The 23,015-nt window shown below is 69.6% G+C and carries 21 protein-coding genes, 2 tRNA genes and 1 pseudogene; 17 read left to right on the forward strand and 7 right to left on the reverse strand.

All coding sequences use genetic code 11. From position 1 onward, the window contains the following. Window positions 1-19: 19 nt before the first annotated feature. From yidC to rpmH, 4 genes are read right to left on the reverse strand one after another with little or no spacing between them, the layout of a single operon-like run. A complete protein-coding gene (yidC, locus tag INP57_RS00610; protein WP_200068031.1) occupies window positions 20-994 on the reverse strand; it encodes a membrane protein insertase YidC in 975 nt (324 codons plus the stop codon). After that, a complete protein-coding gene (gene yidD, locus INP57_RS00615) occupies window positions 994-1,311 on the reverse strand; it encodes a membrane protein insertion efficiency factor YidD (RefSeq protein ID WP_200068032.1) in 318 nt (105 codons plus the stop codon). The genes yidC and yidD overlap by 1 nt, the downstream gene beginning before the upstream one ends. Before the next feature lie 14 nt (window positions 1,312-1,325). Continuing rightward, a complete protein-coding gene (rnpA, locus tag INP57_RS00620) occupies window positions 1,326-1,853 on the reverse strand; it encodes a ribonuclease P protein component (RefSeq protein ID WP_200068033.1) in 528 nt (175 codons plus the stop codon). A 9-nt stretch (window positions 1,854-1,862) separates the two neighbouring features. Next, complete coding sequence (gene rpmH, locus INP57_RS00625; protein ID WP_200068034.1) at window positions 1,863-2,006, reverse strand: 50S ribosomal protein L34; 144 nt, start codon at window positions 2,004-2,006, stop codon at window positions 1,863-1,865. Between the two features lie 592 nt (window positions 2,007-2,598). Here rpmH and dnaA point away from each other — a divergent pair. From dnaA to INP57_RS00680, 12 genes and pseudogenes are all read left to right on the forward strand, one after another. Then, the gene (gene dnaA, locus INP57_RS00630) at window positions 2,599-4,419 is read left to right on the forward strand and encodes a chromosomal replication initiator protein DnaA (RefSeq protein WP_200068035.1); all 1,821 of its coding nucleotides are present in this window, start codon (window positions 2,599-2,601) and stop codon (window positions 4,417-4,419) included. A 1,382-nt stretch (window positions 4,420-5,801) separates the two neighbouring features. After that, complete coding sequence (gene dnaN / locus INP57_RS00635) at window positions 5,802-6,926, forward strand: DNA polymerase III subunit beta (protein ID WP_200068036.1); 1,125 nt, start codon at window positions 5,802-5,804, stop codon at window positions 6,924-6,926. Window positions 6,927-7,036: 110 nt separating this feature from the next. Further along, a complete protein-coding gene (gene gnd / locus INP57_RS00640) occupies window positions 7,037-7,924 on the forward strand; it encodes a phosphogluconate dehydrogenase (NAD(+)-dependent, decarboxylating) (RefSeq protein ID WP_200068037.1) in 888 nt (295 codons plus the stop codon). 144 nt (window positions 7,925-8,068) lie between these two features. Further along, a complete protein-coding gene (gene recF / locus INP57_RS00645) occupies window positions 8,069-9,244 on the forward strand; it encodes a DNA replication/repair protein RecF (RefSeq protein WP_200068038.1) in 1,176 nt (391 codons plus the stop codon). A gap of 82 nt (window positions 9,245-9,326) precedes the next feature. Beyond that, window positions 9,327-9,893, forward strand: coding sequence for a DciA family protein (locus tag INP57_RS00650; protein ID WP_307849829.1), 567 nt, complete (start codon window positions 9,327-9,329; stop codon window positions 9,891-9,893). 345 nt (window positions 9,894-10,238) lie between these two features. Further along, entirely contained in the window at window positions 10,239-12,212 is a 1,974-nt protein-coding gene (gene gyrB, locus INP57_RS00655) for a DNA topoisomerase (ATP-hydrolyzing) subunit B (RefSeq protein ID WP_200068040.1), read from the forward strand. Window positions 12,213-12,348: 136 nt separating this feature from the next. Continuing rightward, window positions 12,349-14,850 carry a DNA gyrase subunit A gene (gyrA, locus tag INP57_RS00660; RefSeq protein WP_200068041.1) on the forward strand — a complete coding sequence of 834 codons (2,502 nt, stop codon included), beginning with the start codon at window positions 12,349-12,351 and terminating at the stop codon, window positions 14,848-14,850. A gap of 33 nt (window positions 14,851-14,883) precedes the next feature. Then, window positions 14,884-15,645 (forward strand): DUF3566 domain-containing protein, encoded by a 762-nt coding sequence (locus INP57_RS00665; RefSeq protein ID WP_307849830.1) that lies wholly within the window; start codon window positions 14,884-14,886, stop codon window positions 15,643-15,645. A gap of 100 nt (window positions 15,646-15,745) precedes the next feature. Further along, a tRNA-Ile gene (locus tag INP57_RS00670) sits at window positions 15,746-15,819 on the forward strand. A 61-nt stretch (window positions 15,820-15,880) separates the two neighbouring features. Further along, window positions 15,881-15,988: pseudogene (locus INP57_RS29285) on the forward strand (DLW-39 family protein); the annotation flags it as partial. Window positions 15,989-16,159: 171 nt separating this feature from the next. Beyond that, a tRNA-Ala gene (locus tag INP57_RS00675) sits at window positions 16,160-16,232 on the forward strand. Window positions 16,233-16,706: 474 nt separating this feature from the next. Beyond that, a complete protein-coding gene (locus INP57_RS00680) occupies window positions 16,707-17,927 on the forward strand; it encodes an MFS transporter (protein WP_200068042.1) in 1,221 nt (406 codons plus the stop codon). A 74-nt stretch (window positions 17,928-18,001) separates the two neighbouring features. Here INP57_RS00680 and INP57_RS00685 read toward each other — a convergent pair whose 3' ends face one another. Then, the gene (locus tag INP57_RS00685) at window positions 18,002-18,595 is read right to left on the reverse strand and encodes a hypothetical protein (RefSeq protein WP_200068043.1); all 594 of its coding nucleotides are present in this window, start codon (window positions 18,593-18,595) and stop codon (window positions 18,002-18,004) included. Between the two features lie 126 nt (window positions 18,596-18,721). On the opposite strand from INP57_RS00685, the gene INP57_RS00690 reads away from it, so the two are divergent. Both INP57_RS00690 and INP57_RS00695 read left to right on the forward strand, forming a co-directional pair. Then, the gene (locus tag INP57_RS00690; RefSeq protein ID WP_200068044.1) at window positions 18,722-19,279 is read left to right on the forward strand and encodes a peptidylprolyl isomerase; all 558 of its coding nucleotides are present in this window, start codon (window positions 18,722-18,724) and stop codon (window positions 19,277-19,279) included. Window position 19,280: 1 nt separating this feature from the next. Beyond that, on the forward strand, window positions 19,281-20,189 hold the full coding sequence (locus INP57_RS00695; protein WP_200068045.1) for a rhomboid family intramembrane serine protease: 909 nt from the start codon (window positions 19,281-19,283) through the stop codon (window positions 20,187-20,189). A 3-nt stretch (window positions 20,190-20,192) separates the two neighbouring features. On the opposite strand, the gene INP57_RS00700 is transcribed toward INP57_RS00695, so the two are convergent. Together INP57_RS00700 and crgA are read right to left on the reverse strand one after the other, a co-directional pair. Next, the gene (locus tag INP57_RS00700; protein ID WP_200068046.1) at window positions 20,193-20,603 is read right to left on the reverse strand and encodes a PH domain-containing protein; all 411 of its coding nucleotides are present in this window, start codon (window positions 20,601-20,603) and stop codon (window positions 20,193-20,195) included. Window positions 20,604-20,768: 165 nt separating this feature from the next. After that, window positions 20,769-21,035 carry a cell division protein CrgA gene (gene crgA, locus INP57_RS00705; protein ID WP_200068047.1) on the reverse strand — a complete coding sequence of 89 codons (267 nt, stop codon included), beginning with the start codon at window positions 21,033-21,035 and terminating at the stop codon, window positions 20,769-20,771. A 243-nt stretch (window positions 21,036-21,278) separates the two neighbouring features. Here crgA and INP57_RS00710 point away from each other — a divergent pair, with 243 nt between their 5' ends. Genes INP57_RS00710 through INP57_RS00720 form a run of 3 tightly spaced genes read left to right on the forward strand, consistent with a single transcriptional unit; the run spans window position 21,279 to window position 22,934 of the window. Continuing rightward, the gene (locus tag INP57_RS00710) at window positions 21,279-22,097 is read left to right on the forward strand and encodes a class E sortase (RefSeq protein ID WP_200068048.1); all 819 of its coding nucleotides are present in this window, start codon (window positions 21,279-21,281) and stop codon (window positions 22,095-22,097) included. Further along, complete coding sequence (locus INP57_RS00715; protein ID WP_200068049.1) at window positions 22,097-22,252, forward strand: hypothetical protein; 156 nt, start codon at window positions 22,097-22,099, stop codon at window positions 22,250-22,252. Before INP57_RS00710 ends, INP57_RS00715 begins: the two co-directional genes overlap by 1 nt. A gap of 40 nt (window positions 22,253-22,292) precedes the next feature. Further along, entirely contained in the window at window positions 22,293-22,934 is a 642-nt protein-coding gene (locus tag INP57_RS00720) for an aminodeoxychorismate/anthranilate synthase component II (RefSeq protein ID WP_200068050.1), read from the forward strand. Window positions 22,935-23,015 lie beyond the last annotated feature (81 nt).

A 23,015-nucleotide genomic window follows, 5' to 3' on the forward strand; every position in this document is an offset into this window, starting at 1 on the left:
CTCCAGGGGTTCGCGACGCTCAACGGCTCTCGCCGGACTGCTCGTCGCGGGAACGGTTTTCGATCACCCCGGGGGCGTCACCGGGTTGGTCTGCGGCGGTGGCCGATCGGCCGGTCGCTTCCGCGGCATCGGAGGACACGGATTCCGACTCCACCACGGCCGGCGGGGACGAGTCCGCGGAGCCGTCGCCTGTCGTGCCGTCGGCGACCGCGGCTTCGGCCTCCTCGCGGTCGATCCGGCGGTAGACGATCCGCTGCTGCACCAGCGTCCAGCAGTTGTTCGCCAGCCAGTAGACCAGGATCGCCAGCGGCAGGAACGGCCCGCCGATGATCGCGAACATCGGGAACACCCACAGCACCATGCGATTCATGACCGCCGTCTGCGGGTTGGCCGCGGCGTCGGTCGTCTGGCGCTGCACCGAGTGCCGCGAAGTGAAGTGGGTGGCGATCGCCGCGACGATCATCAGCGGCACACCGATCGCCAGCATCGAGGGCCGGTCGGTACCGAAGTTCGCCAGCACGTCCGCGGGCTGGCCCATCGTGTTCGACAACTTCGCGCCGAACAGGTCGGCTTCCACGAACGAAGTCACGTCGTCCCGGCTGAACACGAAGTTCGACTGGGCGCCGGGGTGGAAGCCGTGCAGCACTTGGAACAACCCGATGAACACCGGGGCCTGCACCAGCACGGGCAGGCAACCGCCGACGGGGTTGAATCCCTTCTCCAGCTGCAGCTTCTGCATCTCCTGGGCGAGCCGCTGCCGGTCGTTGCCGTACTTCTCCTGCAGCTCGCGGATCTGCGGGGTGAACTCCTGCATCTTCTTCATCGACCGCACCTGGTGCAGGAACGGCTTGAACAGCAACGTGCGCAAGGTGAACACCAGGAACACCACCGACAGCGCCCAGGCATAACCGCTGGCCGGGTCAAGCACGAAACCGAAGATCGAGTGCCAGAACCAGAGGATCGCCGAGACGGGGTAGTTGATGAAGTCGAGCACTACTCCTCCGCGGGGGTTCGGTGGGGGCCGGATCGCCCGGCGTCGACGCGGTCCCGCCGGGGTGGAACGGGGTCGAGGCCACCCGGGTGCCAAGGGCCGCACCGCAACAGCCGGCGCGCGGTGAGCCAACCGCCGCGCAGCGCGCCGTGCACGGTCAGTGCCTCGACCGCGTAGGCGCTGCAACTCGGGTAGAACCGGCAGGTCGGTGGCAGCAGGGGCGAGATGATCTTGCGGTAGGCGTGCACCGGCAACAGCAGCAACCAGGCGGCCGGACTCGGGCGCCGAGTCGATTCACCGGGGTCGAACTCGTCCGGCATCCGGGGCCTCCCCGTCACCTGGGACCTGCCGCCGGACCGCCCGTCCGCGGAGTCCGGAGCTTGCGCAGCGCCGCGTCGAGGTCCGCGCCGAGTTCGCGGCTGGAGGCGGTTGCGGCGGGTGGAAGCGCGCGAACCACCACCAGTGTGCCAGCGGGCAGAACACCGAGGCGGTCGCGCATGAGGTGCCGCAGTCGTCGCGTCACCCGGTGCCGGATCACCGCGTTGCCGACGGCTTTGCTCACGACGAAACCCACACGGGACGGTTCGGGAACGTCCCGCGTGGGTTCAGTGTGCGTGCCGGGCCCGGAGGTCGACGCCGCGTGCGGTGGGCCGGGCTCGTGCTGTTCCCGGCTTCGGTGATCAGCGGAGTCCGGCTGCTCGGCGGCTCCGGACGAAACAGGTCGCCTCGCACCGTCGGCCTGGGCCGCGGAACTCGCGAGCAGCAGATGTACCACCAGCCGGGCGCGCCCGGCACGGCGGCCACGACGGACCACCAGGCGGAACTCCTGGCTCCTGGTCAGCCGGGCGGCCGCGGGAAGCACGGCCCGCGATCAGGCGGTCAGACGGCTGCGACCCCGGCGCCGGCGCGCGGAAACGATCGCGCGGCCCGCGCGCGTACGCATGCGCAGCCGGAACCCGTGCTTGCGGGAACGTCGACGGTTGTTCGGCTGGAAGGTGCGCTTGCCCTTGCTCACGGTGGATCTCCCCGTTACTTCAGGCCCGTTGTTGACAGGCTCGTGCTCGGCCCCGATGGCTCGGTCAAGATGTCCCCGCCCGCCGTGGCGGTCGCCATGTCGGCCGCACCCCTGCCGCGGCGAGAGGAGTCTGCGCGCGGCGATCGGTTCAGCCGCACGCCGCGCTCGGTTCCCTGCGCGAAAATCAAGCGCGGCGACATACCCGCTCGTGCAGCGGGGGACTGCACGAGGCTACGCGGTCGGACGCGCCCATCGGTCACCGGGGGTATCCACCGGCGTCAGGCCGCGGGGAGCCCGCCTTGTGAGGCGTTCATGACCTTGTTACGTTGTCCCTCCTGCGACGCGCGCCCCCGGTGTGGGAGCCGAGGGTCAGTGCTGGCGACCTGGACCGCAGGCACCGGTGGGGCCCCGGGGGGAAGACCTAAGTCCCCTGCCGTACCTTCGTGCACAGTTGTGGACAACTCTGTGGACACGTGCCCCGGGCGCCCCGCGGAGCCGGTTCACCATCACCCCGCGCTGGCGAAGCCGCCCTGGCCCAGGTGTGGGAGTCACGGCGCGGGAAACGTGCCTGCGAGGGGAGGGGAGCGCTGCGGTGTCCGACCATCAATCCGAGCTTGGTCGGGTCTGGGACGAAGTGGTGCACGAGCTGTCGTCGGGCACGCTCTCGCCGCAACAACGCGCCTGGATGCGGGTGACCCGGCCGATCGGCCTGCTGGACGGCACGGCGCTGTTGGCGGCTCCCAGTGACTTCGCCAAGGAAGCGATCGAGCGGGCGCTGCGCGATCCGATCACGGACGCGTTGTCGCGCAGGCTCGGCCGCGAGGTATCGCTCGCGGTGAAGGTGGACACCGCCGTTCCGGCACCCACCCGACCGCTGGCCGCGCCGGAGGCGCGCCAGGAGGCACCTGCCCGCAGCGGTCCGGAAGAGGCCGCCGAGCAGTCCGGCGGTTACGGGATCACCTTCGACAATTCGGCTTATGCCGCCACCGCCTCGGCGGGGCATTACTCCGCGGCGCCTCCGCGCCCGGAGACGTTCAGCTCCGCGCAGACCGGGACGATCAGCGGATCTCTCCCGGAGACGCAGGCGAACGGTGCTCGCACGCAGCACTACTCCGAATCTTCTTACTCCGAGACTTCTTACCCGGGCACCGACGAGGAACCGGAGCCCGAGCAGCACTCGCCCAAGCAGCAGTGGCCGGCTGCCGCGGACTCCGCGACCGAACCGGAGCCGAGCGGCGAAGACGACACCGACCACGAAGGGCCGGACGAGCAGTCCGATTCGGAGATCTGGCCGACCTTCGGCCGCGGCCAGCACAACGACCAGCCGCAGCAGCAAGGCCAGCCGTTCACCGCGCCGAAGAACGGCCCGCCGACCTCGCAGACGCGGTTGAACGGGAAGTACACCTTCGACACGTTCGTGATCGGGGCGTCGAACCGGTTCGCCCACGCCGCGGCCGTGGCCGCCGCGGAGGCACCGGCCCGCGCGTACAACCCGCTGTTCATCTGGGGCGAGTCCGGGCTGGGCAAGACGCACCTGCTGCACGCGGTGGGGCACTACACGCAGCGGCTGTTCCCGGGGATGCGGGTGCGCTACGTGTCCACCGAGGAGTTCACCAACGACTTCATCAACTCGCTGCGCGACGACCGGCAGGTCGCGTTCCAGCGCCGCTACCGCGACGTGGACGTGCTGCTGGTCGACGACATCCAGTTCCTGGAGGGCAAGGAAGGAACTCAGGAGGAGTTCTTCCACACCTTCAACACGCTGCACAACTCGAACAAGCAGATCGTGGTCTCCTCCGACCGGCCGCCGAAGGGGTTGCGCACGCTGGAGGACCGGCTGCGGACGCGGTTCGAGTGGGGCCTGATCACCGACATCCAGCCGCCGGAGCTGGAGACCCGGATCGCGATCTTGCGCAAGAAGGCCGCGCAGGACCGGATGGCCGCGCCCGCCGAGGTGCTGGAGTTCATCGCGGCCCGCATCGAGCGCAACATCCGCGAACTGGAGGGTGCGCTGATCCGGGTCACCGCGTTCGCCTCGTTGAACCGGCAGCCGGTCGACGTGCAACTCGCCGAGATCGTGCTGCGGGATCTGATCCCGGACCAGCAGACCCCGGAGATCACCGCACCGACGATCATGGGCGTTACCGCGGAGTTCTTCGGCGTGACGATCGACGACCTGTGCGGGCCGGGCAAGACGAAGGCGCTGGCGCAGGCACGGCAGATCGCGATGTACCTGTGCCGGGAGCTCACCGACTCCTCGCTGCCGAAGATCGGGCAGAGCTTCGGCGGCCGGGACCACACGACGGTGATGCACGCGGACAAGAAGATCCGCAAGGAGATGGCGGAGCGGCGCCGGGTCTACGACCAGGTTCAGGAGCTGACTTCGCGAATCAAGCAGCAGTCGCGCGGTTAGCGCCTGGCTGAGGTTTTCGGCGTGCGGGCCGGGTCGGCGTTCTCGGCCCGGCCCGCGCTCATGCAAGGCATCTGACCTGCATTGAAGCGCTATCCACATGGACCTGGGGAACTCTGAGGACTAATACGAAATAGTATTAGTGAGTTTTCTCGTTCAGCGTTGACCAGCCGTTTGTGTTCGGCCGGCGCGCTGGTGAGCTCCGCTGGTGGTTGAGCACGGGCGTCCGCCCGGCAAGTTTTCTGTTGGGCCCCGCAGGTGCAGGCTCCCCGCCCGGTCAGAAACTTCTCGCGCCGCGTCCCGGCGCCGTGCGGCCCGGCGGCTGCGGTGAGTCGCGCGGAGTGCGTCCCCAGCCAAGCCGTCACGAATCTTTCTGGTCGGCCACCTGGCTCCGAGCTCGGCCCCGCACAGAAACATCCGGTGCCGCAGCGGCGGGTGGCAGGACGTCTCCGGCGGCCCCATCCACCGCGGCCCATCACGGAACGGCCGATCACGGAACGGCCCTGCACGGATGCGCGTCGCGCACGGATGGTCGCGGTGGACCGGAACTTTTCTGTGGATCCGGGGTGACGTCAGCCGCACCGCTCAACAAAAAGTCCCGCCGTGGCGCGCTGTTGTCCACATCTTCCACATCCCCAGGGCTGAGCTGGAGTTCTCCCCAATCCACCCACAGCTTGTGCACAACCTTCCACCGGTTACCCACAGGCCGGGAGCGGGTTGGCCACAAGAAGCACACAGATTCGCCCACAACCCGATCGGTGGAGACGGAAATCGGGCCGCCTTTCCGCAAGGGCTGGGTACAACTACGGGGACAACTGTGGATGGCGGTGTGGACTACGAGCGGCTGCTGTGGACAACCTCCGGGGAGGCCGAAGTTGTCCACGACCCGTTCAGCCCATCCACCGATCACTCCCAGTGCTCCTCCACAGTTGGGGAAGCGCTCTGACCAGCCAGGAAGGCGGTTGTCCCCACAACCCACAACCCTTACTACTACGGCTGTCTTTTTCTTTCTCTTGAAATGAAGAACAAAAGAAGAGAAGGGGCGGTGGACAAGTGGACAACTCACGGCCGCCGCGGGTTCCCAGCCGCTTCACCGAGCCCGGACCCGGATGCAGCGATCGCGATGAACGCTCTACGGTGGAACTCCCGCGAAGGCCGCCCAGCCGGACTCCGTGCTCGCGGCGGTCTCGTGGGGGACGAGTCGCGATGCGCCCCGGCTCAGCACGCAACCGGCGGCAACGCACCTCGGGTGGCCCGCAGAACCGGGCGGCGCGGCGCGACCGGTACTCCCGGACAACCGCGAGCCCGAACCAGCAACCTCCGAGCTGGCCGCACCAGCAGCGATCTCCCGGCAGCCGGCCTCGGCCGAAACCGAAAGGACATCGATGAAGATCCGCGTGGAACGTGACGGCCTAGCCGACGCCGTCGCCTGGGTCGCGCGCAGCCTGCCTTCGCGGCCTCCGGTACCCGTGCTGGGCGGAGTGCTGCTGGATGCGAGCTCCGGCGAGGCGCTGACCATCTCCGGTTTCGACTACGAGGTTTCCGCCCAGGTCACCACCGAGGCGTCCATCGACTCCACCGGCAAGACCCTGGTCTCCGGGCGGTTGCTGGCCGACATCACCAAGTCGCTGCCGAACCGGCCGGTGGAGATCACCGTCGACGGTCCGCGGGTCACGATCACCTGCGGCAGCTCCAAGTTCAGCCTGCCGACCATGCCGGTCGAGGACTACCCGGAACTGCCCGCGATGCCGCAGCGCGCAGGCGCGGTCCCCGGCGACCTGTTCGCCGAAGCGGTCGCCCAAGTCGCGGTGGCAGCGGGCAAGGACGACACGCTGCCGATGCTCACCGGCGTCCGGATGGAGATCAACGCCGATCAGCTGACGATCGTGGCCACCGACCGGTTCCGGCTGGCCATGCGGGAGTTCACCTGGGAACCGGACGAGTCGATCGAGGACACCTCGGTGCTGGTGCCCGCGCGCACGCTCGCCGAGTCGGCGAAGACGATCGGCGGGGCAGGCAGCAAGGTCGAGATCTCGCTGGCCTCCGGCGACGGTCTGCTGGGGCTGACCGGCACGACGCGGCGCAACACCACGCGCCTGCTGGACGCGGAATTCCCGAAGTACCGCCAGCTGCTGCCTTCCGAGACCGCGGCCACCGCCATCGTCGACGTGGCCCCGCTGGTCGAGGCGATCAAGCGCGTGTCCCTGGTCGCCGAGCGCGGCACGCAGGTGCGGCTGGAGATCTCCGACTCGGGGCTGCGGCTGACCGCGGGCGGCGACGACGAGGGCAGCGCCGAGGAAGAACTCCCGGTGGAGCTGTCCGGCGAGTCGCTGACGATCGCCTTCAACCCGGCCTACCTGCAGGACGGCCTCGGTGCGTTGAAGACCGACCGCGCGCAGATGCTGTTCACCACATCCAACCGGCCCGCGTTGCTCAAACCGGTCGGGGAAGATGGTGAAGTGGTCCCGGGCTACCTCTACCTGCTGATGCCGGTGCGCTTGCCGGGCTGAGGCCGCCTCGGCGGCCCGCCCGGTGACGAGCGGGCCGGAAGATCACATCGATGCCGGGCCGCGGAAATCGGGCGAGTCCGGGCGAAGGTTCGTCTCGAAGGGAATAACCGTTGCAACTGGGACTTGTCGGTCTCGGCCGAATGGGTTTCAACATGCGCGAGCGGCTGCGGACCGCCGGGCACGAGGTGGTCGGCTACGACCGCAACCAAGACGTCAGCGACGTTCCCTCGCTCGCCGAGCTGGCAGGCAAGCTGACCGGCCCGCGGATCGTGTGGATCATGGTGCCGCACGGTGAGCCGACCAGGCAGACCATCGAGGAGCTCGCAGGCGTGCTCGCCGCGGGCGACCTGATCATCGAGGGCGGGAACTCCCGGTTCACCGACGACCAGGACAACGCCGCGCTGCTGGCCGAACACGGCATCAAGTACGTCGACGTCGGCGTGTCCGGCGGGGTGTGGGGCGCGAAGAACGGTTACGGGCTGATGGCCGGCGGCGACACCGCGGACATCGAGCGGGCGCTGCCGATCTTCGACGCGCTGCGCCCGGAAGGCCCGCGTGAGGAAGGCTTCGCGCACGCGGGCCCGGTCGGTGCCGGGCACTACGCGAAGATGGTGCACAACGGCATCGAGTACGGGTTGATGCAGGCGTACGCCGAGGGCTTCGAGCTGCTGGCCGCTTCCGACGTGGTCACCGACGTGCCCGCGACGGTCAAGGCGTGGAGCCGGGGCACCGTGGTGCGGTCCTGGCTGCTGGACCTGCTGGTGCGCGCGCTGGAGGAAGACCCGGACCTGGAGCGGCTGCGCGGCTACGTCTCGGACTCCGGCGAGGGGCGTTGGACCGTCGAGGAGTCGGTGCGCAATTCCGTGCCGGCCCCCGTGATGACGGCCGCGCTCTACGCCAGGTTCGCTTCCCGGCAGGACGACTCGCCCGCGATGAAGGCCGTCGCCGCGCTGCGCAACCAGTTCGGCGGGCACGCCGTGGAGACGAACGAGGGCTGAGCTCCTCGCTGCCGGACCCTCCGCGTCCGGTCGATTTGTCGACACGGCGACATGTCGGTGCGGCGATCCGAGGCGGTCTCCGCACCTGCCCGGCGCGTCCCCGCGCACCGCGCGACTCCGAACCCGACTCCCCTCGGGAGCGTTTTGTACGTCCGCCATCTCCAAGTGACCGATTTCCGCTCCTGGCAGCACGCGGACCTGGCCTTCGAGCCGGGGGCTTCGGTGCTGATCGGCGCGAACGGCCAGGGCAAGACGAACCTGGTCGAGGCGCTGGGCTACGTCGCCACGCTCGGTTCGCACCGCGTGCCGAACGACGCACCGCTGGTCCGCGACGGCGCGCAGCGCGCGTTCGTGCGCGCGGCCGTCGTCAACGGCGGCCGCGAGCTGCTGGTCGAGCTGGAGATCACGCCCGGCAAGGCGAACCGGGCGCGGATCAACCGAGGCGCGCCCGGCAAACCCCGCGACGTGCTGGGTGTGCTGCGCACGGTGTTGTTCGCGCCCGAGGATCTCGCGGTGGTCCGCGGTGATCCGGGGGAGCGGCGCCGGTTCCTGGATGACCTGCTGGTGTCCCGGGCACCCCGCTATGCCGGGGTGCGCTCGGACTACGAGCGGGTGTTGCGCCAGCGCAGCGCGCTGCTGAAGTCGGCGGGCGCGGCGCGCAAGGGCGGTCCCGCCGCGGATTTGCGGACCCTGGAGGTCTGGGACGGGCACCTGGCGCGGCACGGTGCGGACCTGCTGGCCGGGCGGCTGGACCTGGTCGCCGACCTCGCACCGCACGTGACCAGCGCTTACGCCAGCGTCGCGGCGACCGGTGGGGACAGCGCGCCCGCGGGCCGGGTCGCCGACGTGCGGTATCGCAGCAGCCTCGGCGACTCGTTGCCGGAGGGCTTCGGGGTGCCAATGGGGCGGCGCGCGGATCCCGCGGAGCTGGAGCAGGTGCTGCTCGCCGAGTTGGAGCAGGTGCGCGGTCAGGAGCTGGAGCGCGGGGTTTCCCTGATCGGGCCGCACCGGGACGACCTCGAGCTGGTGCTGGGCGAGCTGCCCGCGAAGGGTTACGCGAGCCACGGCGAATCGTGGTCGTTCGTGCTGGCGTTGCGGCTGGCCTCGTACCACCTGCTCGCCGAGGATGGCGCGGAACCGGTCTTGATCCTCGACGACGTGTTCGCGGAGCTGGACCGCAGGCGGCGGTCCCGGCTGGCGGAGCTGGTCGCCGGTGCCGAGCAGGTGCTGGTGACCGCCGCGGTGCCGGAAGACGTGCCGGAGGAACTAGCGGGCACCCGCTTCGAGGTCCGCGATGGGGAGGTCAGCCGTGTCGGATGAACGGTCCGGGCACGCTCCGCAAGGATCGACACGCACTGTGCAGGACTCGTCTCCACAGTTACCCACAACTGGGGATAACGCTGTGGATGGTGTGGAGAACTCGGTGACATCGGGCGAGCACAGCGCGTCCGCGGCCGGTTCCGACGGAGCCGAGCTGCACGGATCCGACCTCGCGCGAGCCGCGCTGCAGGCGGCCAAGGAGCAGTCCCAGGGCAACCGCCGCCGGCCCAAGCGGGGCAAGTCCCCGGCCGGTCGGCGCAGGCGCCGCGGCTGGTCCGGTCCGGGCGCCGACGATCGCGATCCGCAGCCGCTGGGCAGGCTGGCCTCCAGGCTGGCCACCGACCACGGCTGGACCGACCGGCTCTCCGGCGGTCAGGTCTTCGCCCGCTGGACCAGCCTGGTCGGCGGGGACATCGCCGAGCACACCAAACCGGTCGCGCTGAGCAATGCGGAGCTGACCGTGCAGGCCGAGTCGACCGCCTGGGCCACTCAGCTGCGCCTGCTGCAGCGCCAGATCATCAAGCGGATCGCAGATGGCGTGGGCGACGGCGTGGTCCGGCGGATCAAGGTGCAGGGCCCGGCCGCGCCGAGCTGGCGGCACGGTCCGCGGCACGTCCCGGGCCGCGGACCCCGGGACACCTACGGCTGAGCCGACGCTCGCGCGAGTCCGCGCAGGAAGCTCGCGGACCCGCTCGCGGGTCTCGGATGGTGTCCTGATCCGAGTTATCGGCTCTGTGAGGAATTCAGGGGTGTCCTTGCCGCACTTCTGTCCGGGACGACCAGTAGACTGGAGCGGTGGGCGTGGCATCCGCGAGTCGCCGCGTTCCCGGCATCGCGCACCCAGCCGCCGTCGAACCGCCGGTCAAGGTCGTGCGCCGGAACGCCACCCGCAGCCGTGCCCACTTCGGTCGGCGCCCGTGCGCGGCCGCCGCTGGCGGCCTCCGGGCTGCCCGATCACCCGACACACAGCCGGTTCGAGGAGACACCGAGGCCCGTGGCAGCGAAGAAGAACGAATACAGCGCGTCGTCCATCACCGTTCTTGAGGGCCTGGAGGCCGTCCGCAAGCGGCCCGGCATGTACATCGGTTCCACCGGTGAACGCGGCCTGCACCACTTGGTGCAGGAGGTCGTGGACAACTCGGTCGACGAGGCGATGGCGGGCTACGCCAGCAAGGTCGAGGTGACGCTGCTGGCCGACGGCGGCGTCCGTGTCACCGACGACGGCCGCGGCATCCCGGTGGACATGCACCCGGTGGAGAAGAAGCCGACGCTCGAGGTCGTGCTGACCGTGCTGCACGCGGGCGGCAAGTTCGGCGGCGACTCCTACGCGGTCTCCGGTGGTCTGCACGGCGTCGGCGTGTCCGTGGTGAACGCGCTGTCCACCGCGCTGGAGGCGGAGGTCTGCCGCGACGGGCACGTCTGGCGGCAGCGCTACGAGGACTCCAAGCCCGTCACCGAGATCCAGCAGGGCGAGGCCACCAAGAAGACCGGCACCACGATCACGTTCTGGGCCGACGGGAACGTCTTCGAGACCACCCGGTTCAACGCGGAGACCATCTCCCGGCGGCTGCAGGAGATGGCGTTCCTGAACAAGGGCCTGACCATCGTGCTGCGCGACGAGCGCGCCGCCGAAGAGGACGAGGCCGGGCAGGACGCCGACGGCAGCTCGGCGCGCGCGCAGGAGCGGACCTTCCACTACCCGGGCGGTCTGGAGGACTTCGTCAAGCACATCAACGCGACGAAGGACCCCATCCACAAGAAGGCCATCGCGTTCAACGCCGCGGGCAACGGCCTCGAGGTGGAGATCGCGATGCAGTGGAACTCCGGGTTCAACCAGTCCGTTTACACCTTCGCGAACACGATCAACACGCACGAGGGCGGCACCCACGAGGAAGGCTTCCGCGCGGCGCTGACCAGGGTGGTCAACGCCTACGCGAAGGAGAAGAAGCTGCTCAAGGACAAGGACGGCAGCCTCACCGGCGACGACGTCCGCGAGGGCCTGGCGGCGATCGTGTCGGTGAAGGTCGGCGAGCCGCAGTTCGAGGGGCAGACCAAGACCAAGCTGGGCAACACCGAGGTCAAGTCGTTCGTGCAGACCGCCGCGTTCGAGTGGCTCAACGACTGGTTCGACCGCAACCCGGCGGACGCCAAGACGATCATCAACAAGGCGGTCGGCTCGGCGCAGGCCCGGATGGCGGCCCGGCGGGCCAAGGAGCTGGTGCGCCGCAAGAGCGCGATGGACATCGGCGGGCTGCCCGGCAAGCTGAAGGACTGCCAGTCGAACGTTCCGGACGAGTGCGAGCTCTACGTCGTGGAAGGCGACTCGGCGGGCGGTTCGGCCAAGGACGGCCGGGAATCGCGGTTCCAGGCGATCCTGCCGATCCGCGGCAAGATCATCAACGTGGAGAAGGCGCGGATCGACAAGGTCCTCAAGAACAACGAGGTCCAGTCCATCATCACCGCGTTGGGCACCGGCATCCACGACGAGTTCGACCTGTCCAAGCTGCGCTACCACAAGATCGTGCTGATGGCCGACGCCGACGTGGACGGCCAGCACATCCGGACGCTGCTGCTGACGCTGCTGTTCCGGTTCATGCGCCCGCTGATCGAGAACGGGCACGTGTACCTGGCCCGCCCGCCGCTCTACAAGATCAAGTGGCCGCGCGCGGAGCCGGAGTACGCCTATTCCGACCGGGAGCGCGACGGCCTGCTGGAGGCGGGTGCGGCGGCCGGTCGCCGGCTGCCGAAGGACGACGGGATCCAGCGCTACAAGGGTCTCGGCGAGATGAACCCGCAGGAGCTGTGGGAGACCACGATGGACCCGTCGAGCAGGCTGCTGATGCAGGTCTCGCTGGACGACGCCGCCACCGCCGACGAACTGTTCAGCGTGCTCATGGGCGAGGACGTGGAGGCGCGCCGCTCGTACATCACGCGCAACGCCAGGGACGCCGGTCTGCTCGACGTGTGACCCGACGTCCGGGTGGCGACCAGCCGGGTCGCCGCGCCCGCGGCACCTGCGCCGACGAGCGAGGTGCGCGGGACACCTGGCCCGCGCCGCGGCGCCGCCGGAACACGCTGACCTTGCCTGAAAGGAATCTCTACTCGTGACGGAAATCCTGCCGCCGGAACACGGCCGGGTCGAACCGGTCGACATCCAGCAGGAGATGCAGAACTCCTACATCAACTACGCGATGAGCGTGATCGTCGCCCGGGCGCTGCCCGACGTGCGCGACGGCCTCAAGCCGGTGCACCGGCGCGTGCTCTACGCGATGTACGACTCCGGGTTCCGCCCGGACCGGGGTTACGTCAAGTGCTCCCGCGTCGTCGGCGAGGTGATGGGTAACTACCACCCGCACGGCGACTCGGCGATCTACGACGCGCTGGTGCGGCTCGCGCAGCCGTGGGCGATGCGGCACCCGCTCATCGACGGCCAGGGCAACTTCGGCTCGCCCGGCAACGACCCGGCGGCGGCGATGCGCTACACCGAGGCGCGGCTGGACCCGTTGGCGATGCACATGCTCGCCGACATCGAAGAGGACACCGTCGACTTCTCGGACAACTACGACGGGCGCACCCAGGAACCCGACGTGTTGCCGGCGCGCATTCCGAACCTGCTGGTCAACGGCGGGAACGGGATCGCGGTCGGGATGGCGACCAACATCCCGCCGCACAACCTGCGGGAAGTCGCCGACGGCGTGGTGTACCTGCTGGACAACCCCGAGGTCGACGACGAGACGCTGCTCGAAGAGCTGATCAAGCTGATCAAGGGCCCGGACTTCCCGACCCGCGGGCTCATCATGGGCACCAACGCGATCGCCGATGCCTACCGCACCGGGCGCGGGTCCATCCGGATGCGGTCGGTGGTCTCGGTGGAGGAGGACGCCAAGGGGCGGACCTCGCTGGTCGTCACGGAGTTGCCGTACCAGGTCAACCCGGACAACCTGATCGAGAGCATCGCGACGATGCACCGGGACGGCAAGATCTCCGGCGTCTCCGACATCGCCGACGAGTCCAACAGCCGGCGCGGGATGCGCATCGTCATCACCTTGAAGCGGGACGCGATCCCGAAGGTGGTGCTCAACAACCTCTACAAGCACACCCAGCTGCAGACGACCTTCGGCGTGAACATGCTCGCGCTGGTCGAAGGCGTGCCCCGCACGCTGCGGCTGGACCAGGTGATCCGCTACTACGTCAAGCACCAGCTCGAGGTCATCGTCCGGCGCACCCGGTTCCGGCTGCGCAAGGCCGAAGAACGCGCCCACGTGCTGCGCGGGCTGGTCAAGGCGCTGGACGCGCTGGACGAGGTGATCGCGCTGATCCGCCGCTCGCCGACGGTGGACGAGGCGCGCACCGGCCTGATCGGGCTGCTGGACGTGGACGACGTGCAGGCCAACGCGATCCTGGAGATGCAGCTGCGGCGGCTGTCCGCGCTGGAACGGCAGAAGATCGTCGACCAGCTCGCCGAGCTGGAACGCGAGATCGAGGACTACAAGGACATCCTGGACCGGCCGGAGCGGCAGCGCGCGATCGTGCGCGACGAGCTGATGGCGATCGTCGACAAGCACGGCGACGACCGCCGCACCAAGATCGTGCCCTACGAGGGCGAGGTCTCCATGGAAGACCTCATCGCCGACGAGGACGTCGTCGTCACGATCACCCGCACCGGCTACGCGAAGCGCACCCGCACCGACCTGTACCGGGCGCAGAAGCGCGGCGGCAAGGGCGTGCAGGGCGCGCAGCTCAAGCAGGACGACATCGTGTCGCACTTCTTCGTGTGCTCCACGCACGACTGGATCCTGTTCTTCACCAACAAGGGGCGGGTGTACCGGGCGAAGGCGTACGACCTGCCGGAGGCCAACCGCACCGCGCGCGGGCAGCACGTGGCGAACCTGCTGGCCTTCCAACCGGACGAGCACATCGCCCAGGTCATGCAGATCAAGGACTACACCGCCGCGCCGTACCTGGTGCTGGCCACCAAGAACGGCCTGGTCAAGAAGTCGAAGCTGACCGACTTCGACTCGAACCGCTCGGGCGGCCTCATCGGGGTGAACTTGAAGGACGAGGACGAGCTGGTCGGGGCGGTGCTGTGCTCCACCGACGACGACCTGCTGCTGGTCTCCGCGGAGGGCCAGTCGATCCGGTTCCACGCCACCGACGAGGCGCTGCGCCCGATGGGCCGGGCCACCTCCGGCGTGCTGGGCATGCGGTTCAACCGCGGCGACGAGCTGCTCGCCATGGGTGTCGTGCGCGCCGGGCGGTACGTCCTGGTGGCCACCGACGGCGGCTACGCCAAGCGGACGCCGATCGACGACTACCCGGTCCAGGGGCGCGGCGGCAAGGGAGTGCTGACCATTCAGCACGACGACAAACGTGGGAGGCTTGTCGCGGCGCTCATCGCCGACCTGGACGATGAGCTGTACGCGATCACCTCCACCGGCGGTGTCATCCGGACGACCGCCAAGGAGGTTCGCAAAGCGGGCAGGCAGACGAAGGGGGTGCGTCTGATGAACCTGGGCGACGGGACCTCGGTCGTGGCCATCGCGCGAAACGCCGACGAGGCCGCCGACCCGGACGCCGCCGGGCCTGGCCCCGAGCCGACGAAGTAGCGACACGCCGACCACGATCATGAAGGATCTCTCGTGACCACTTCCGACAAGCCGGAGCGTCCGGAGGGGCATTCGGAGCAGCCGGACGCCGAGCGCAACAGCAGCCAGAACTCCCCGCACACCTCGGTCATGACCGGTGAGGACGGTGCCGGGTCCGGTGCCGCGGACTCGGCGGCCACCGGCGGCGACGGGGAGACCTTCGACGGCACCGACGTCCCCCCGCCGTGGCAACGCGCATCGGCGACCGGCGATGGTGCGGACGGCACCGGCTCCGATTCGGCCGCCACCCAGGCGAAATTCGGCGACGAGCAGGAAACCGTGCGCACCGAGATTCCCGGGCAGGGCTTCGACGGTTCCGGGCGCACTTCGGTGTCGTTCGGCGCCTCCGCGCGAGCCGGTGCGCAGGCGAGCGCCAGCGCGCGCAGGCCGAGCAGGGGACCGCGCCGGGCCAGCCTGCAGATCAAGCGGCTCGACCCGTGGTCGGTGTTGAAGCTGGCGCTGGTGCTCAGCGTCGCCATGTTCTTCGTGTGGATGATCGCGGTCGCCGTGCTCTACGGGGTGCTCGACGGCATGGGCGTGTGGGACTCGCTGAACGGCACGTTCACCGAGCTCACCCAGCCGGAGAACGCGGCAGCCGAACTGATCAGCGCGGGCCGGGTGTTCGGCGTCGCCTCGATCATCGGGGCGATCAACATCGTGCTGTTCACCGCGCTGGCGACGGTCAGCGCGTTCATCTACAACGTGGCCGCCGACTTCGCGGGTGGCGTCGAGGTCACGCTGTCCGAGCGGGAGTGACCGGCCGGGGGTGGCGGCCCGCGGTCGCCACCCCCGCCGACCGCCGGGACCCCCCGCTACGAAGGCCGCCCGGCGTCCTGTAATCTTTGAAGCACACCAAGGGCCTATAGCTCAGACGGTTAGAGCGCTTCGCTGATAACGAAGAGGTCGGAGGTTCAAGTCCTCCTAGGCCCACTTTCCTTGAGGAATCTCCCTCGCCCGCGGTCGCGGGCCGTGCGCTAGGAGGCGACCGGAAATGAAGAAGCTGCTCGCACTCGCCGTCGTTGCTGGTGCCGTGCTGTTCGTCGTCCGCCGCAACCGCGCCGCCAAGGCCGAGGCCGACCTCTGGCGCGAGGCCACCGCCGGCGAGGTGTGAGCCGCTCGCGGCGCACCGGCACGTAAGGAACCAACCGGCGACCACGTCGAGCGCTCGCCCGCGCGGTGAGCCCGCCGTGGTCGCTGTTCATTGCGGACGGGCCTTCGCTAACATCGGAAAGCCGCCGGACGTGCGTGGCCAGGTGCGACCGGCACCACCGGGGACGTAGCTCAATTGGCAGAGCACCGCCTTTGCAAGGCGGGGGTTAGGGGTTCGATTCCCCTCGTCTCCACTCGATCGCGGGCGTGTCTGCTCGGCGGGCACGCCTTCGGGTTTTTCGATCTTCGTCGTGTTTGTGCGGGGGGCCGAGCCCCCCGCGCCCCCGGCCGGAGGGCTGCGCCCCCGGACCCCCATCCCCGGCCTTGTTGGTGGGTTGCGTTGGGTTGGCCTGTGTCGGTCTCGGTCGGAATTCGCTGGGTGGCCGGATTCGCTGGGGCGGTCGGATGACCGGGCGGGTGGGATGGATCGGCCGGACCGTCGGGGGCGGGCGGATCGGGTGGAAGTTGGCTGGGGATCTGGATTCGTGAGTTCGGCTTTGCGGGCCTGCGGTGTGAGTCCGGCGGGTTCGTCAGGTGGTGTCGACTTGCTGTTCTGGGGTTTTCGATGAGTGGAATGGTGGGGATGGTCCGGGGGCTGCTGGGGGGCACGATGCTTCGGCAACGGACGCGGTGATCAATCGGGCCGCGCGAACCCGACGGGGGTAGCGATGCCGAACCAGCGCAGCGCCGAAAGATCCGGGTACGCCCGTTGGGTCGTGCCGCTGTGCTGGAGCGCGGTGCTGCTAGAGGGGTTCGACGTCGTCGTGCTCGGCAGTGTGCTGCCGGTCCTGCTCGACCAAGGGCAATGGGGACTCACGCACGCCTCCGGCTCGCTGGTCTCCACCGCCGGGCTGATCGGCATGACCATCGGCTCGCTCGCGATCGGCACGATCACCGACATCATCGGGCGGCGCAAAGCGCTGCTGCTCGCGGTGATCGGCTTCTCGGTGTTCACCGCGTTGTGCGCCGCGGCCCCATCGGTGCTGATCTTCGGGCTGCTGCGGTTCCTCGCCGGCCTCGGGCTCGGCGGCTGCGTGCCCACCGCCATCGCGCTGGTCACCGAAAACGCCCGTGCCGGACGCGGCAGCGGCGCCGCCACCACGCTGATGACCGGCTACCACGTCGGCGCAGTGCTCACCGCCTTGCTCGGCATCGGGGTGCTGCCGCTACTCGGATGGCGGTGGATGTTCCTGATCGGCGCGGCACCCGCGCTGGTGCTGGTGCCGCTGATGTTCCGATACCTGCCGGAATCGTTGCCGTCGGACCACGGCGGCGGAATGCGCGGTGGACTGGCCAACGTCGCCTCGCTGCTGCGAGGAGCCTTCGCGCGCGACACGATCGCCTTCTGGGTCGCCTCGTTCATGGGGCTGCTGCTGGTCTACGGGCTCAACACCTGGTTGCCGGAGATCATGCGCGCCGCAGGCTACCCGCTAGGAGCTTCGCTGGGACTGCTGCTGACGCTCAACGCCGGCGCCATCGCCGGGCTCGTCATCGCAGGCCGGATCGCCGACCGGGCGGGAATCCGGCCGGTCACCATCGGCTGGTTCGCGGCGGGCGCGGTGTTCCTCGCCGCGCTAAGCATCAAACTTCCCGGAGCAGGCGTGTACCTGGCGGTGTTCATCGCGGGCTGTTTCGTGTTCAGCGCCCAAGTGCTGGTTTACGCCTACATCGGACGGGCCTACGAGGTCTCCACCCGAGCGACCGCCCTGGGCTGGGCGGCAGGAGTCGGCCGGATCGGCGCGATCTGCGGTCCGTTGCTCGGCGGCGGACTGCTCACCGCAGGCATCGCTTACCCGTGGGGCTTCTACGCGTTCGCCGCGGTGGGGGCGCTGGGCGCGATAGGGATCGCGGCGGTGCGCCGGACCACCGCCGAACCCGTGGCGGGTTGAACGAACCGGTGCGGCTGCGCCGCCGAACGTGCACGAGGCGGGCGCCCGTGCGGGCACCCGCCTCGTACCGAGCATCAGCGGTCCTGGTCGGAGCCCAGCGCGTCGGACCGTCCGCCGAGCTGGCCGTCCCGCACCGGGCCGCTGCCGTTGCGGGACAGCCCGTCCTCGTGCGTCGGGAAGTCCTCGGCATCGGCCACCGGCAGCTCCTCCGGACGGCGCGACAACGCCACCACGGCGATCCCGGCCAGGCCCGCCAGCGCCAGCAGCACCCACGGCCACTTCCGCCGCGACTTCGGCGCGGGCTCGATCCGGGCGGCGAGTTCCTTGCGCGCCACCTCGGTGTTCTTGGCCAGCCGCTTGCGCGTCTTGGCGGTCTTCTTCTCCCAGTCCTTGCGGGCCTTCTCCCACTGCTTGCGGGCCTTGCGGCCGCGATCGGCCAGATCGTCCCTGGAAAGACCGGTGGCCTTCTGGGTCAGCAGCTCGGGCAGCTGCTCCGCGGACAGCCCGTGCTCGGCGAGTTCCTGCTCGGCCCTGGCAATGGCCTGCTTGCTCGCGGCCCGGCCGGCCTTGCCCGCGCGCACCGCGCCTTCGCGAGCGCTCCGCACCCCCGTGCCGACCGCTCTGCCCACGTTCTCACCAGTTCGGGCCATCGCCTCCACCTCGTCCATCGTGTGCCTCCTTGGCCGGCGTTCGCCGGTCGCCTTGCCGCGCCGGAGCCGCTCCGGCACGTGACGATCACCCCCAATACTGCACCCAGCCACGTGGTTCGCGCTTTCCGATGGCAGGATGGACGTGTGGCTGAAGACAACGGATCGCTCGTCGGGAAGACCGTGACCGCGACCCTGCACACTTCGCAGGGCGACATCCGCGTCGACCTCTTCCCGAACCAGGCGCCGAAAACGGTGGGCAACTTCGTGGGGCTCGCCGAGGGGACCAAGGAATACAGCAACCCGAACGCGCGCGGGGAGCGTTCCGGGCCGTTCTTCGACGGCGTGATCTTCCACCGGGTCATCGACGGTTTCATGATCCAGACCGGCGACCCGACCGGAACCGGGCGCGGTGGTCCCGGCTACGACTTCGAGGACGAGTTCCACCCGGAGCTGCAGTTCGACCGGCCGTACATGCTGGGCATGGCCAACCCGGGCCGCCCGAACTCGAACGGCTCGCAGTTCTTCATCACGGTGGCGCGCACGCCGCACCTGAACTACAAGCACACGATCTTCGGCGAAGTGGCCGATCAGGAGTCCCGCGAGGTCGTGGACGCCATCGCGCACACCGCCACCGGCCCGCAGGACCGTCCGATGAGCGACATCGTGATCGAGAAGGTCACCGTGGAGCGCGGCGAGTCCTGACGTGAGCACCCCGCCCGGCCCCGCGACCGGCCCGGAACAGGCGGCGCAGCAACCGGCCTGCGTGCGGCACCCGGACCGGCCGACCGGACTGCGTTGCGTGCGCTGCGAGCGCCCGGCCTGTCCGGACTGCCTCCAAGAGGCTTCGGTCGGTTACCAGTGCGTGGACTGCGTCGCGCAGGGCCGGAACCGGGGTCGCGAGGCGGTGACCGTCGCAGGCGCCCGGCTGGCCAGCCGCCCGATCGTCGTTCCGGTGCTGATCGCGTTGAACGTGGCGGCCTTCGTGGCCACCGCGGTGCAGGCGAAGAGCATCCAGAACAACATCGACTCGCAGCTGTTCGACACGTTCGCGATGTGGCCGGTCGGTGTTGCGGGCGGCGAGTGGGTGCGCCTGATCAGCTCCGGCTTCCTGCACTTCGGGCCGATCCACCTGCTGATGAACATGATCGCGCTGTGGGTGATCGGCCGCGACCTCGAGCTCGTGCTCGGGCGGCTCCGGTTCACCGCGGTGTACCTGCTGTCGCTGCTCGGTGGCAGCGTCGCAGTCTTCCTGTTCGGTGACCTGGGGTCGCCGGTCGCCGGCGCTTCCGGTGCGGTGTACGGCCTGATGGGCGGGATCGCGCTCGCAGCGCTGCGGCTGAAGGTGAGCCTGCGGCCGGTGCTGGTGGTGATCGCGCTGAACATCGTGTTGAGCGTGACGATCCCGGGGATTTCGCTGCTCGGCCACCTCGGTGGTCTGGTGCTCGGCGGGGCTTCCACCGCGGCGCTGGTCTACGCGCCGCGGAACCGGCGGGTGCTGCTGCAATCCGCGGCGCTCGGGGCGTTGCTGCTGGTGTTGATCGCCTTGCTGATCACGCGGGATCTGCAGTTCGGGCCGGTCAGCTGCTTCAACGGTCGCTGCTTCGGGGCGTGAGCCTCAGCGGCGCAAACCCTCGATGGCCTCGGCGACGTCCTCCGGATCTTCCCCGAGGTCGATGCGGCCGAGCACGACCAGCTCCCCGTTGTCCCCGTCCAGCTCCAGGGTTCGCGCCGACCGCCCGAGCCGCTGCCTGCTGCGGACGTGGACCTGGATCCGCGACCACGGGTGGTGCCGGGTCCGGCCGAGCCCGCGCAGCGTGATGCCGGACTCGTCGGCCCGCAGGCGCGGCCGCGCCAGGCTCACGTAAGCCGAGGCGGTCGCCAGCACGAGCGCGAGCACGGCCACGAACAGCCGGTCCGTCGCGCTCTCGGTCAGCCAGCACCACCACGCGGCGGCCGCGGTCAGCAACCAGCCGCAAACGACGAGACCGATCGGCGTGGACCACTCGCGGGACGAATTCACAGGCACCCCCGCAGTCTGCCGCACTCGGGCGCCGGGGGAGTTATCCACAAGGGTTGTCCACAGTGGGGATGACTTACACGCGTGTGATTCCGCGGCCGCACCTGCGGCCGACGCCGCTGCCTGCAGCTTCGCGCAGTGCCGCCGCGCGAGACGGAGCGGTTCCGGTGCGGGTCAGCGCCACTTCATCGTCATCAGCAAGCCGACGATGATGAAGGCGAAGCCGACCGCGAAGTTCCACGCCTCCAGCTCCCGCATGAACGGGATCTGCGGACCGGCGAGGTAGTTGACGACCAGCCACAGCAAGCCGATCAACATCATCCCGAACATGACGACCAGGTAGATCGGGTGGGACGGGCCGACCGACTTCGCCTGCACCGGCGTGCGCCGATCGGCCGCCGGGGTGTACGAGTCCTTCTTGCGGACCTTCGACTTAGGCATGTTGTCCTCGTCGTGCGGGTCGGCGGCGCTCGCGCCTGCGCGGGGTCTGCTGACAGCGCCGCGGAAACGCCCGATGGCCGCTCGCGCGATCGGCCGTGCTGGTCCCGACCGCGATTCCCGGCGAACCGGGCGGGGCGGAACCGCGAACGGCGCTGCTCGTTGTCCATCTACACGTTAACGCAATTGCGCATCCGACCGAACACCCCTTCGCCGGTGCTGATCAGGTCGTGTCGAGAGGAGACCGTGTCAACCTCCGAGGTCGCAGAGTCCCCGCCGCCCGATCGGCGGCCCGAGCGGGTCGGCAAGGTCGTCCGAGGATGCGGAGAGGTGCTGATCACCTTCGGTCTGGTGCTGCTGCTGTTCGTGTTCTACGAGGTGTACGTAACGGACTGGTTCAGCGCTCACCGCCAGGCCGAGGCGGGCAAGCGGCTCCGCGAGCGGTGGCAGCACGGGCCGGCGCAGCAGCCTGCCGTGGTGGACGGCGACGGGTTCGCCGAGCTCTACATCCCCGCGCTGGGGCACGACTCCCGCTACACCGTGCTGGAGGGGACCGATACCCGGACGCTGGCGAACGGCCCCGGGCACTACACCGGCACCGCGCTACCCGGAGAGCAGGGCAATTTCGCCGTGGCCGGGCACCGGATCGGGCGCGGTGCGCCGTTCGGCGACCTCGACCAGCTGCGCTCGTGCGATGCCGTGGTCACCGAGACCGCAACCGACTGGTACATCTACCGCGTGCTGCCGATGCAGGGCGAAGCCGCCGGCTGGAACCCTGCGCACGATTCGCGGTGCGAAGGCGTCGCGCCGATCGGCGGGCCCTATGCCGGAGTGGCCGGCCGAGACATCGTGCGCCCGGACCAGGGCGAGGTGATCTACCCGGTCCCCGGGAAACCGCGTGAGCTGCTGCCGCGCTCCCAGCAAACCCGGATGATCACGCTGACCACCTGTCATCCGCGGTTCTCCGCGGCGCAGCGGTTGATCGTCCACGGCGTGCTGGTCAAGCAGTACCCGAAGGAACCGGCGCAGCCGGAACTGCGCCCGCCTGAGTTGGAGGAGTCCTGATGTACGCCTGGGTCTGGCGGCAGCTGCCGGGACCGCTCGGGGCCAAGATCGCGGAGGCGGTCCTGCTGGTGCTCGCGGTCATCGCACTGCTGCTGTTCGTCGTGTTCCCGTGGCTGGAACCGAAGCTCCCGTTCAGCGATGTGACCACGGTCTGAGCCCGCCGAAATCCGTGGACGCCGCCGGTATGGTGGCCACGTGCGCGTACTAGTCGTCGACAACTACGACAGCTTCGTCTACAACCTCGTCCAGTACCTCGCCCAGTTGGGCGCGGAGTGCGTGGTGCGGCGCAACGACGCGGTCACCGATGCCGACGTCGAAGCCGCCGACGGCGTCCTGCTCAGCCCCGGCCCCGGCACGCCGGACCGCGCGGGCCGGTCGGTGGAGCTGGTGCAGCGCTGCGCCCGCGACCGGCGACCGCTGTTCGGTGTGTGCCTCGGGCATCAGGCGATCGGCGCGGCTTGGGGTGGCGTGGTCGAGCGGGCGCCGGTGCTGCTGCACGGCAAGACCTCGATGATCGAACACTCCGCAGCGGGCGTGTTCGCCGGATTGCCGCAGCCGTTCGTCGCCACCCGTTACCACTCGCTGATCGTGCGCGCGACGACCGTGCCCGCGGAGTTCGAAGTCACCGCGCGCACCGCCGACGGCATCGTGATGGGGATGCGGCACCCCGAGCTGCCGCTCGAAGGCGTGCAGTTCCACCCCGAGTCGGTGCTCACCGACGGCGGGCACCGGATGCTGGCGAACTGGATGGCCGCGGCGGGGCACCCGGTTCCGGCGGAGCTGGTGGACGAACTGGAAGGCGAGATGCGCGCACTCGCCGCCGCGGCGCACCGCTGAGCTTGATCATTCGCGAGTCCCTGCGCTGGGGCGAAGGCGGTTCCACGTGAAACCGCCGGATAGCCGGCCGCGCAGCACGCG

The sequence above is a fragment of the Saccharopolyspora galaxeae genome, assembly GCF_016526145.1.
Lineage (GTDB): Bacteria > Actinomycetota > Actinomycetes > Mycobacteriales > Pseudonocardiaceae > Saccharopolyspora_C > Saccharopolyspora_C galaxeae.